Origin of the sequence: Gordonia sp. IITR100 (assembly GCF_002009645.1) — a bacterium.
Lineage (GTDB): Bacteria > Actinomycetota > Actinomycetes > Mycobacteriales > Mycobacteriaceae > Gordonia > Gordonia hongkongensis.
Map to the genome: position 1 here is coordinate 1 of NZ_MVKV01000031.1, position 11,758 is coordinate 11,758.

The window sequence follows — 11,758 nt, forward strand, 5'->3', positions numbered from 1 at the left end:
CACTGTACTTGCGTGGTGCTGCCATGCTCTCCATCCTTCACAGGTTCGAGAGCCTCCGACAGACCCGGGGCGGTTCAACTGTAGCCAGGACGGAAGGAAGAGAGCTGCACATTCGAGGGAGCTCGCCGCCCTCCCCTCCAATCCTGTGAGAACAGTGCTGCCGGTGACCGTTATGGTTCAGCCGCTGTGTACGAGCCTGATGCTGCAGCGCCGCGACTGGTGGGCGGGCAATCCGCTCGGCCTGACCCTCGCGGTCAAGCCGGTCCTTGCGGTGTTGTTTTCCTGTCGCTACTGAACCGGCAGTGGAAGGCCGAGCGTTTGCAGTTCCAGCCCTGTTGACCGTCGCAGCCTGACCGCTGGCGGTGGATCGCCGAACGTGGTCGCGTACCTCGCAGAGTTGGCGGCGCGCAGAACGGAGACGCGTGCGGCGTCAGTCTGACCGCGTGAAGTTGGCGAAGAAGTCATCGATTGTTGATACGTCGGCATAACGTCGAAAGTGAGCAACGTCGACCTTGACGAAAACACCGCTAGAGGTGAAGTACGTTTGCTCATCGAACGATCCGGCGGCCGCGATGTGCAGTAGGCGATCCGACTCGTGGTCAATCCAGGCAGTGAGACGTATGGGAGTGTGCAGCGGGACCGGCCGGCGGTATTCGACGGTCAGGGTGCGGGTCACCGCGGGGGTCCGCGCGATCCACAGGGTGAAACCCATGATGTCGTCGCAGGCGGCCGAGATCGCGCCACCGTGCGCCAACCCGGGCGCGCCGAGGTGTTTCTCGTCGAAGGTGTGATCGGCGTACACCCGCTCGCCGCTCCGGTAGACCTCAAGTTGAAGTCCGTGGGGGTTGCTGCTTCCGCAGCCCATGCACTGGGACGAGTGTGCCGGCAGTCTTGCTTCGGGGGTCATCTCTGATCGTTGTCCTTAACTCAGCCCGCCACCTACGCAACAGGGTGCGGGGGGATCGATGAGGTGTGGGAACCGGTCCCGAACACGGTCTGTGCTCACCACTATAGGTAATACTGCCAGTACCTGATACTGTCCATTACGCACACGCGAATGGAGTGGCGCACACCACGCGCACTAGGGGGGGGAGATGGCCATCACCACCGGCACAGGCGTCAACCGTCTGCTAGACGGCGCTGCCACTTTTGGTAACACCGTCGGCTTGGCTGGTCAGGCCCTGCGGTGGGTAGCAGTAGACATTGCTACAGGACGATTTCCGTTTCGCGAAGCCGTATCGCAGACCTGGTTCGTCATCGTCGTGACAACTCTGCCGGCGATTCTCGTAGCTGTGCCATTCGGTGTCATCGTGTCAGTACAGGTGGGTAGCCTCACTCAGCAAGTTGGGGCCACGTCAATAGCTGGCGCCGCTGGTGGCCTCGGGATTATTCAACAGGGAGCGCCCATCGTTACCGCCCTCCTACTCGGGGGCGCGGCCGGATCAGCGATTGCCTCTGATTTGGGTGCTCGAACGATTCGCGAAGAAATTGCTGCCATGGAGACACTCGGACTCAATCCGATCAGGCGAGTCGTAGCGCCCCGGTTCGTATCTGTGTTGATCACCGCGCCGCTGCTCTGCATGCTAATCGTCTTCACCGGGCTGCTGGCGGGCTACGCCATCAGCGTCGACGTCCAAGGCATCACACCAGGCAGCTACGTCGCCTCGTTCGCTTCGTTCGCATCGATAACAGACATCGTTGTCGCTCTATGCAAATCGCTTGTGTTCGGACTTGTAGTGGTGACGATTGCTTGTCACCGCGGCCTGTCGACGAAAGGCGGCCCTAAAGGCGTCGCAACCTCAGTAAATGCCACCGTAGTACTGGGCGTCGTCGCATGCTTCGTGATCAATGTCTTTATCACGCAATTAACAACCATGTTCGTCCCCCAAACTATTGGATGAGAAACGCCTCGTGACCACCGTTCCCTCCCGGAGGTTCTCCGCCGCCACCCGCCCTGTCGAAGCCGTGATCGCGCCAGTTGTACACGTACCTGAACGCTTGGGGCACGTCGCGACCTTTGTGATCGCCGCGGTCCTCGGCATCCGCCATGTGATCACCACCTACCGACGCCAAACCCTGCTCTACATACAAGAATTCGCCTGGGGTAGAGGTGCAGTCTTGGTCGGTGGTGGAACGGCCATCGTCCTCGCCATCCTCGGCATCGCCGTCGGCGCCTCAATCGGTATCCAGGGTTACGCCTCTCTGGACCTCGTAGGGATGGGTTCACTGACGGGGTTCATCTCTTCCTATGCCAACACCCGAGAGCTTGCGCCAATGATCGCGGCGATCGGGTTCGCAGCACAAGCCGGCTGCCGGTTGACAGCTGAGATCGGCTCGATGCGCATTTCCGAGGAGATCGACGCTCTCGAGGCTATGGCGGTACGTCCTATTCCATTCGTCGTCAGCACTCGCGTAGTTGCGTCGATCACGACCGTGATTCCTTTGTACATCGTCGCGCTTATTCTCGGATTCGGGGCCGCCAAACTCGTCGTCACACAAGTTCACGGCCAATCCGGCGGCACTTACGATTTCTATTTCGACCAGTTCCTCAAACCTCAGGATCTTGCCTTCTCGCTTATCAAAGTTCTTGTATTTGTCATTTCTGTAGTGATTATCCATAGCTATCAGGGCTACTTCGCCACAGGCGGAGCTGAGGGGGTGGGTCGAGCGTCCGGTCGAGCGATCCGCACGAGCCTCATAGTCATCGTCGTGGAGGACATGATCTTGACCCTTCTGATGTGGGGATTCGATTCCGGCGTACGGATTTCAGGGTAGGGGGTTCAGTGGCTGTCTTTCATGATCCGTCCGGACGCGAGCCGTCGCACGGGAACCTGGCCCTTCGGGGGGTCGCCCTATTGATCCTCGGCGCGATAGCTGCCTACTTACTGATAAGTGACGCTAACGGCGACTTCAGCGATCACACGTCGTTGACCATCAACACCGACGCGATAGGCGACGGATTGAAGGGGGGATCGGATGTGAAGTACCTTGGGTTCACCGTGGGGGAGGTCTCGAGCATCGCGGTTCGAGACCGTGGCGCGGCGGTCAAAATCAACCTCACCGGTTCCGGTAACGACCTAGTTCTCCGGCAGGGCATGACGGTGAACTACACCTCGTCAAACGCATTGGGACCAACTGCACTGGAGATCGTAGATCCTGGACAAGGACCACCCATCGGTTCCGGCGGGAGTGTCTACGTGAGCAGGTTGCAATCTGAACAGACCTCGGTGTCAACGCTTGTTCGCAAGATCTCCACGCTGGTCGAGGCACTGGACCAGCCCTCATTTGAAGCGGTAGTGAGGTTCATCGTTGAGGACTCGCAGGCAATGGCTGATAGCGGAAGACTCGTTCTCCAGATTGCGCAACTCACGCGAGATGTCCAGAAACGGCCGGTCGGGGAGGACCTAGGAATTGCGGCTAACCTGTCCACCGGAGTCGCCGACTTCATGACGCCGTTTGTCCCTGGCGTCTTGAAGAACGTCGATATCGCTGACTTTTTCGCCACCCAACAAAACATCGACCGCACGAAGAGTAATCTCGGCGACACGGGAAAGGTTCTTTTCGGTGGGCTCGGCGGCCTGCTCGATAAGAATTACCCAGCCCTGAGTTCGCTGTTAGACGTCGGCCTTGACCTAGCGCGGCCCGTCGCCAGATCCGCCTCGGGGCTAGTTCGCACGGTGTACACGATCCCGCAGATCCTCGATGGCATCGACAAAGCCTTGCCGAAATTCAACGAACGGGTCCAGCTCCAGCTAGCACTGGTGGTCCAGACGTCGCCTGCCCTACAAGGCGCATTGAGAATGGGGGGTGCCACGCGATGACTCTGAGGTCGCTAACACCCACAATCATTAAAATCGTCGCTTTCATCGCTCTCATCGGAGTCCTTTCATATGTCATCATCGCGATTCTGCAGCCGACCAACGAAGGGTCACCCAGTTCGCAGCGTTCCGCGGTGTTTGCCGACGCTTCCGGACTCAAGCCCCGCGACGGGGTACGACTCGCTGGAGTGAAAGTGGGATATGTAACGGCTGTCGATCTCGAGGGCTCAACAGCGATCGTCCGTTTCCAACTGGATGACGGTGTCGCGATTACCCCCGCGACGACTGCCGCTGTGCGTTACCAAAATCTGCTGGGGCAGCGGTATGTGGAACTCATCAATGCCGGACAAGGCGCCGACCAGGACTCGATCACACAGGTGGCACTCGAGAAGACCGTCCCGTCCTTCGACGTATCGACACTATTCAACAGTTTCAAACCAGTATTCGATACATTGAATACTGCGGAAATCAACGAGCTTCAGTCGAACCTTCTACGGGTTGCCCAGGGAGACGGTCGAGGTATCGCACCAGTCATGAAGCAAGTCGCGAACATCACTGATTACGGGAACCAGCGTTCAGAGATCATCACCAATATTGTGACGAGCCTGGGGCAGGTGTCCGACCAGTTGATGGGGCGCTCCGCTGAACTGGTTGAGTTGATAGACAAATTGGGGTCAATCGTCGATGCGTTCAGCCGCGTGAGCGATCGACTGCGGGCCTCGCTGCGAGAGGTCAACCGTTCGATGGCAAAGACTGTACTCGCCGGTGAGCAGATCGAGTCGACCTACGACACCAGCTTCGCGGCTATCTTTCAGAGATTAGTGCGGGAGCCAGGGGATACAGAAGGCCTACTGAATGGTGCCGTTCTCCTGAAGCCGCTCCTGGACGCCCTGGCCGCAACATCCAACGCGACTCCCCCGCCCTCGGCGGCAGGGTGTGCCCGAGGGGTGCTCGACCTACCGAGAACAGTGCAGATCGCCCTGATGGGTCAACGACTGGTGGTGTGCCAGTGACCCGTTTCTTCGGCAAGCGTCCGCATCACCGCCCGCAGCGTCGGCGGGACCTCATCCTGGCGGGGGTCGTAACGATGGTCACGGTGGCCGGTCTCGTCGCCGCCGGAGCTGTGTATATCTCGCCGCCCGGACAAACTATCTACAGCGCGGAGTTAGTCAATACCGGCGGATTGGAAGCTGGCGACCAGGTACGTATCGCCGGGATCAGGAAAGGCAAGGTAGCGTCGGTCGACCTGACCGGAACGTTCATCACCGTGCGGTTCCGGCTGGATGACTCGATTGCCGTTCGGTCGGACGCGACGGCGAACGTCCGTCTCCTCACCCCTATCGGTGGACGTGTATTGGACCTCGACCCAGGTTCAGGCCCGTCGGCCATTGACGGCGCGATCCCACTGGTGCAGACAGGCAGCACCTATGATATTTCCAGCACCCTGGAGACATCTACACCGGTGTTCCGTGACGTGCGTGGTGTTGATCTACGGCGCACGGCGGCGTTGCTACAGGATGCCTTTTCCGACGGAAACACCAATATCCCTGATGCCCTGCAAAACGCGAGCAGCCTGATGGACTTGCTGGAGCGTCAGTACGCACAACTCGACAAGACGGTGGCTTTGTCCGACGAGTATGTCGCTGCCCTCGCAAACCGCAAGCAGGTACTCGTGGACTTCCTACGCCAGCTCAGCTTCCTTGCCCGCACCCTTGGACCAGACATCGCCAACGTCCAGAGCGGGTTCGATTATCTACGTCGTCTTTTTAAGTTGCTGACCCGGCCGCTTGTCGCGTACCGCGACGGTATAGAACCATCGGTACAGCAGTTTAAGATCCTTCTAAACAAGGTGTCGGCCCAGATGCCCGCCTACCAAGACGCGCTGGCCCAGGTCGATCAGATCACCAGAAGACTGAGCATTCTCCTCAATGCTCCGCAGGTCGGACCTGCGAGTCCTGAACCGACCGTCCGCGTCTGTATCCCGATTGGTGATAACAAATGTTGACGGAGCGGATGCGTCGGCATCTGATCCCGATCGCCACCATTGTCACACTGGCAGTAGTGATCGGCGGCGTCGGAATCGACTATGCGACAGCCGACGACGACACGCGATCACTATGTGCGGAGTTTTCTGACGCATCAGGTCTGTACGAAGGCAATTCCGTCGCGATGCTCGGCAAGAAGGTGGGCAGGGTCGTAGGCATTCACGAGGAGGGACAGAAAGGTGTGCGTGTCGATATGCGGATCGACAAGACCGTGCCGCTTCCCGCAGATGTGGGTGCGACCCTGGTGTCCACCTCGATTGTCACCGAAAGACAAATCGAGTTCACCCATCCCTATCGTGGCGGAGAATATTACAAGTCGGCTGAGTGTATCCCACTGGAAAAGACCAGGACTCCACTGGGGATTAGTCAAACGCTCGACGCGATCAGCACTCTTTCAGACGAACTCGTCAAGGACGACGGACGTAACACGGATGCGATTCTTCAGGCACTTACACTCGTCTCGAAAAACATGGAAGGGACCCAGGGTGATATATCCGGCATTCTCCAGGACTCGGCCACGCTAATCAACGATCCGACCCGGCGTGATAGCCAGATACGCAGGATTGTAGCCAATCTCGCCACCTTAACCGGTGTTGCCACCGAAAACAGTACTGAGGTGACCCAGCTATTCGACAACTTCGTAGGCGCAATTGAGGTGATTGTTGCTTTCGGTCAAACATTCGGCGCCGCAACAGAGTACGCAGGCACCTTCGTCCCTATCCTGTCGCGCCTATCGTCTGACTTCGGGCCACCTATTTTCTCACTTGGAGATGCTGCGGTTCCCCTCCTCTCGCAAGCGGGCAAGCAAGAAAACATACTTGCGTCCGTCGCCGCTCGAACAGCTGACCTCATCGTTGAGCATCCAGATGCGAAGTCGATCCTGCGGGCATTCGCAATATCTGTACCACTGCAGGCCCTCAAGAACGCGTGCGCTCCTCCTTCCGTCAAGGACGTTTGCGCGACGGGTAACGAAGCGGCGACGATCGCCAACTTGATCGGAGGGCAACCTCGATGATGATCTACGGCTACCTTCGTCGTGTCACGGCCGCGATCGTGACGCTGTTCGTAGCGACTATCGCCCTCGCCGCCTGCAGCATCAGTGCTGACAACCCGCCGACCATCGGTGGATCATCCGCCCGAGACGGCTACGACATCGAGATCGAGTTCACGAGTGCTCTGAACTTGCCTGCCCGTGCCAAAGTCCTCTCTCGAGGGATTGACGTCGGTGCCGTCACCAGCGTCGCTTACGACGGAGGCCACGCGCTGGTTGCTGCCCGAATTGATAAAGACGCCCAGCTGCCGGAAGATTCGCGCGCGGAACTCCGCCAAGACACTCTCCTGGGCGAGATTTATGTGGCCATCCTTCCCCCTGCACAGCAGTCCACCCAAGGCTTGCTGCGCGCGGGATCGGTAATACCTCTCTCACGCACCGAACCGGCTGCCAACGTCGAGGACGTGATGCGGGGTATGGCTAACGTATTGGGCGGGGGTGAACTCGATAAAATCCATACCGCGATATCGACGCTGAACTCGACTTTTCCGAGTGACCCCGCCCAGTTCGATGCGCTCTACCGCACGACCTTGCGCACCGTGTCTGAGGTGTCTGCCAACACCGACAAACTCGACGTAATCCTGCAGTCAGCCGATCGCACACTCAAAGTGATCCTGGCCGACCCGTCAGGTACAGACCGAATGTTGACCAAGGGGGGAGTGAACTTTTATGGTCTGGGCTACTCGCTAATTGACGTAGCGCTACTCATCGCTAATCTGCGCGACTTCGCGGTATCCGCAGGCCGTATCGTCGACCCTGAGTATTCCCGCATCAAGGAAACGGTGGGCGCGATCGCGCCAGTGGTCGCGTCCATCGCGTACTCGGACATCTACTCCAAGGATGTTTCCGACAAGGCGGCTCGTGTAATACGCGAAAGGCTCATCCCATTCGTCAGCTCGCCAGATATCAACGTCTCCGATGTGTCTATCGATGGCCGAGAACTGGCGCGGCGTGATGCCGAGTCGTTCATAACCGTCTTGCGAGCGATCGGAATGATGCCATGATCCGCAGCACCCTCGTATCGCTGGTTGCCCTTGTCCTCGTTCTCCTCGTCGGAGCGACATACTTGATCATCGACGTGGCACGGGTAAACCCGTTCCGCACCGACTACGCGATCTCGGCCATACTCGAGAGCTCGGGCGGCCTTCTAGACACATCACCGGTAATGTTAGAGGGGGTGCCGGTGGGAAAAGTGACATCTATTCGCGTCACAGGTAATCAGCTCGCCGTCGACATGTCCATCGACTCCGACTATAAGATTCCTCGCGGCAGTGTCATGACGATTCAGAACCTCTCGGTCGCGGGAGAACAATACATCAATTTCATCCCACCGGGCACAACCACCAGTGAGTACTTGCGTAGTGGGGACCTAGTGCCCGCCGGCGCCATCCGCGTGTCGCAATCCGTTCCCCAGGTGCTCCCGAAAATGTCGGCAGTGGCGGACGCGCTCGATCCAGCATCGATTCAGTCCATCAACGAAACGATCTCGGCGGCAGTCGACGGCCGGCAAAAGGACCTCGACACGATCGGAGACATGATGCACCGCCTCGTGGACTTCGTCGGTGACGACGGTGCCGTCCGTACCACTGCGGACAATGCCGAGTTCCTCCTGGGCCTTATGTCGAACGTGGGCGGTGTGCTCAGCACCGCGTCGGTCCGGACCCCGGATGCCGTCGACGGTTTGGCGAGGATCCAACGTGCGTTCATCGTTTTCACTTCTACGTCCTACGACAAATGGCCACCGATCCTGAAGCTAGTGGAAAAGCTCAGCGGCTACATCCAGATACTCCAGCCCGATATTGTCGCCATTACCCGCGCGGTGAAGCCGGCGACGGCGAAAGTCGCAGACACATACATCGACTTCGGATCGATCGGTGATCTTCTGGCTCGAACATTCCCAGCGTCACATCGGGGGCAGGCGCAGATTCCGATCGCCGTCACGCCATCACCTCGCTGACGCCCGATGGATACCTCCTACACCAGCATTCACAGAAGGCAGCAAATGACGGCACAAGACAACGGACCAGAATCCAAGGACAGCAGCGCTGAGGATAAGCTGACTGCGGCTTCCGACAAAGCAGATCGCAGCGACGCCACTGGTGCTACAGAATCTGCGACGTCCCAAGACGGTCCCGCCCCGGACGAGGCAAGCCCCCCGACGTCCGATGCCAGGCACCGATGGAGATCAGCACGCGTCCAGGCGGTGGCCGCCGGCGCTTTCGTGGTGGCACTCGCGGTGCTGGCCGGCCTCTTTGCTTACCTCTACATTGACATGAGGGAAGCAAAGACGTCCGCGGAGAACGCTGCCACACAACGAGCGCAGGCAGCGCAGGCAGCATCGGACTACACCACAAAGTCGCTCACCTACAGCTACCAAAACACCGGCGCATTCTTTACCGAAGTGAAAGAGAATGCCAGCGATGCGTTGGTCAAGCGATACGACGATGTCGAACCCACCCTGACCCAAATCATGGAACAGGCCAAGGTCCAAGCGTCGGGACGCGTACTGGCGACCAGTGTCACCGGCAGCGCCAGCGAGAACCGGGGGGAATACACGGTGCTGGTCTTCGCCACCCAGAAGACCCAGAATGTTCAGAACCCTCAGCCGAGCGAACTCCCCACACTGTTGAAAGTAGTCGTGCTGAAGACCGAGAACGGCTGGCAGATCCAGGATTACGGACCTGCCGAATGATCCAGCGTCCGCCGCGAAAGGAGAATTTGATGAAAAGCACCATGCAGGAGGTGCCGATGACAGTGTCATCGATACTGCGTCACGTCGCAACCAATCATACTGATAGGCAGGTGATTACTTATTCCGCGAGCGACTCTGCCCGGTACGCAACCTACGGCGATCTCGAAGAGCGATGCGCACGTCTGGCGAATGCTCTGCGCCGGGTCGGCGTGGTCGGCGACGACCGCGTGGCAACCATGCTGTGGAACAACCAGGAGCACCTCGAAGCGTACGCTGCGGTACCCGCGATGGGCGCGGTGCTGCATACGCTGAACATCCGGTTGTCACCGGCTCAGCTGCAGTTCATCGCGAACCACGCCGAAGACAAGGTCATCATTGTGGACGGGTCGCTGGTGCCGTTGTTGGCGGCGGTCTTACCGGGCTTGGCGACGGTTCGGGTTGTGTTCGTTACCGGCGACGGCGACACCTCCCCGCTCGACGGCCACGGCGTGACCGTGATGCGATACCATGACGCGCTCGCAGCAGAATCACCAATGTTCTCTTGGGTCGATCCCGACGAGCGGTCGGCTGCGGGTATGTGTTACACGAGCGGCACTACAGGCGATCCCAAGGGGGTCGTCTACAGTCATCGCTCGGTGTTTCTGCACTCCATTGCAGCGTGTACTGGTAACGCTCTGGCGATCGCAGAAGCCGATCGTGTACTTCCCGTCGTGCCGATGTTTCATGCCAGCGCCTGGGGTCTGCCCTACGCGTCGCTGATGGCCGGCGCGGACTTGCTCATGCCTGATCGATACCTTCAAGCGGCGCCGCTCGCCGACTTGATCCAACAGCATCGCCCCACGAAGGCAGGAGCAGTACCGACAATCTGGAACGATCTTCTTCAGTACGGTATCGCGAATCCGGGTGTCGACTTGTCATCAATCGACCTTGTCGCCTGTGGTGGAGCTCCTGTCCCGCAGTCGTTGATCGAAGGGTTTGCGGACCGCTTCGGCGTACAGATTATCCAGGCGTGGGGCATGACTGAGACGTCCCCGCTTGCAGCGGTAAGTCGGCCTCCCGCCGGGATCAGCCCCACAAAGGAAATGTCGTACCGCAAGCGACAGGGACGGGCAATTTGCGGGGTGGAGATGCGCCTCATCGACGAGGGCGGCCTGCCGGTTCCCCGTGACGACAAGTCCGTCGGCGAACTCGAAGTGCGGGGTCCGTGGGTCACAGGCAGCTACTACCGGCTCGAGGACGCCGAGAGGTTTCGGGATGGCTGGTTGCGGACCGGAGACGTGGGACACATCAGCCCGGACGGGTACCTGACGCTGACCGACAGGTCCAAGGACGTCATCAAGTCAGGGGGCGAATGGATCTCGTCAGTGGAGCTCGAGAACTGGATCATGTCGCACCCAGATGTCGCCGAGGCCGCGGTTGTCGCGATGCCCGACCCCCGGTGGCAGGAAACAGCTCTCGCCGTGGTGGTTCCGGTACCGGGTCGCAAGGTGTCGGCTGACACGCTTCACGAGTGGTGCCTAAGAAATTGCCCGGAGGAGATCCCACACTGGTGGATCCCGAAGAACTGGACGTTCGTGGAGCAGGTACCGCGTACGAGCGTGGGCAAGTTCGATAAGAAGGTGTTACGCGCGAAGCATGAGCAGGGCGAGCTGCCGGTTGTATCGAATTAGCGCCGCTATAGGGCGCAAGTGTGCCCACCGAACGTCGTCAGCGTTCGGTGGGCACACTTCTATAGAAGCAATGCATTTGCCGATGGGGACTGCTGCACGGATAGGTGACAGTTTGGGTGTCATGCCGCGGCAGCGGCGGTGTTGATCATTGCTTCGAACTCGACAGGCGTCAACCGACCGAGGCGGGCTTGCCGGCGCCGGCGGCGGTAGGTCCGTTCGATCCAGGTGACGATCGCGATCCGAAGCTGCTCGCGGGTGTCCCAGCGTTGGCGGTCGAGCACGTTGCGTTGCAGGAGTGCGAAGAAACTCTCCATCGCTGCGTTGTCCCCGCACGCTCCGACTTTGCCCATCGACCCCGTGAGTCCATGAGTGTTCAAGGCGTGTACGAATTTTCGCGATCGGAATTGGGCGCGTTCAATCGGTCGATGCAACACTGGGTTGTTGTAGCGAGTGTAGTTGTTCGCCAAAGACTTCGGCGGGAG

General features: G+C 59.3%; 12 protein-coding genes and 1 pseudogene. 11 read left to right on the forward strand and 2 right to left on the reverse strand.

Annotated elements, in window-relative coordinates; all coding sequences use genetic code 11:
* Window positions 1–154 precede the first annotated feature (154 nt).
* A complete protein-coding gene (locus B1818_RS24265) occupies window positions 155–295 on the forward strand; it encodes a hypothetical protein (protein ID WP_156422439.1) in 141 nt (46 codons plus the stop codon).
* Between the two features lie 135 nt (window positions 296–430).
* On the opposite strand, the gene B1818_RS23420 is transcribed toward B1818_RS24265, so the two are convergent.
* Window positions 431–907 carry a PaaI family thioesterase gene (locus B1818_RS23420; protein ID WP_004023289.1) on the reverse strand — a complete coding sequence of 159 codons (477 nt, stop codon included), beginning with the start codon at window positions 905–907 and terminating at the stop codon, window positions 431–433.
* Window positions 908–1,166: 259 nt separating this feature from the next.
* Between B1818_RS23420 and B1818_RS23425 the strand changes: the two genes are divergently transcribed.
* From B1818_RS23425 to B1818_RS23470, 10 genes are read left to right on the forward strand one after another with little or no spacing between them, the layout of a single operon-like run.
* Window positions 1,167–1,901, forward strand: a complete 735-nt coding sequence (locus B1818_RS23425) for an ABC transporter permease (RefSeq protein ID WP_033206584.1) — start codon at window positions 1,167–1,169, stop codon at window positions 1,899–1,901.
* 10 nt (window positions 1,902–1,911) lie between these two features.
* Window positions 1,912–2,775 (forward strand): ABC transporter permease, encoded by an 864-nt coding sequence (locus B1818_RS23430; RefSeq protein WP_014928961.1) that lies wholly within the window; start codon window positions 1,912–1,914, stop codon window positions 2,773–2,775.
* Window positions 2,776–2,783: 8 nt separating this feature from the next.
* Window positions 2,784–3,821, forward strand: a complete 1,038-nt coding sequence (locus tag B1818_RS23435; RefSeq protein WP_004023292.1) for an MlaD family protein — start codon at window positions 2,784–2,786, stop codon at window positions 3,819–3,821.
* A complete protein-coding gene (locus B1818_RS23440) occupies window positions 3,818–4,831 on the forward strand; it encodes an MlaD family protein (protein ID WP_004023293.1) in 1,014 nt (337 codons plus the stop codon). Before B1818_RS23435 ends, B1818_RS23440 begins: the two co-directional genes overlap by 4 nt.
* The gene (locus B1818_RS23445; RefSeq protein ID WP_004023294.1) at window positions 4,828–5,823 is read left to right on the forward strand and encodes an MlaD family protein; all 996 of its coding nucleotides are present in this window, start codon (window positions 4,828–4,830) and stop codon (window positions 5,821–5,823) included. Before B1818_RS23440 ends, B1818_RS23445 begins: the two co-directional genes overlap by 4 nt.
* Window positions 5,817–6,878 carry an MlaD family protein gene (locus tag B1818_RS23450; protein ID WP_004023295.1) on the forward strand — a complete coding sequence of 354 codons (1,062 nt, stop codon included), beginning with the start codon at window positions 5,817–5,819 and terminating at the stop codon, window positions 6,876–6,878. The genes B1818_RS23445 and B1818_RS23450 overlap by 7 nt, the downstream gene beginning before the upstream one ends.
* Window positions 6,875–7,918 (forward strand): MlaD family protein, encoded by a 1,044-nt coding sequence (locus tag B1818_RS23455; RefSeq protein ID WP_004023296.1) that lies wholly within the window; start codon window positions 6,875–6,877, stop codon window positions 7,916–7,918. The genes B1818_RS23450 and B1818_RS23455 overlap by 4 nt, the downstream gene beginning before the upstream one ends.
* Window positions 7,915–8,871, forward strand: a complete 957-nt coding sequence (locus tag B1818_RS23460) for an MlaD family protein (protein WP_004023297.1) — start codon at window positions 7,915–7,917, stop codon at window positions 8,869–8,871. The genes B1818_RS23455 and B1818_RS23460 overlap by 4 nt, the downstream gene beginning before the upstream one ends.
* A 6-nt stretch (window positions 8,872–8,877) precedes the next feature.
* On the forward strand, window positions 8,878–9,606 hold the full coding sequence (locus B1818_RS23465) for a hypothetical protein (protein ID WP_223258800.1): 729 nt from the start codon (window positions 8,878–8,880) through the stop codon (window positions 9,604–9,606).
* A 29-nt stretch (window positions 9,607–9,635) separates the two neighbouring features.
* Window positions 9,636–11,276: a long-chain fatty acid--CoA ligase gene (locus tag B1818_RS23470; RefSeq protein ID WP_014928958.1), complete on the forward strand. Its 1,641-nt coding sequence runs from the start codon at window positions 9,636–9,638 to the stop codon at window positions 11,274–11,276.
* A gap of 119 nt (window positions 11,277–11,395) precedes the next feature.
* Here B1818_RS23470 and B1818_RS23475 read toward each other — a convergent pair.
* Window positions 11,396–11,686, reverse strand: a pseudogene (locus B1818_RS23475) (IS3 family transposase); the annotation flags it as partial.
* Window positions 11,687–11,758: the final 72 nt, after the last annotated feature.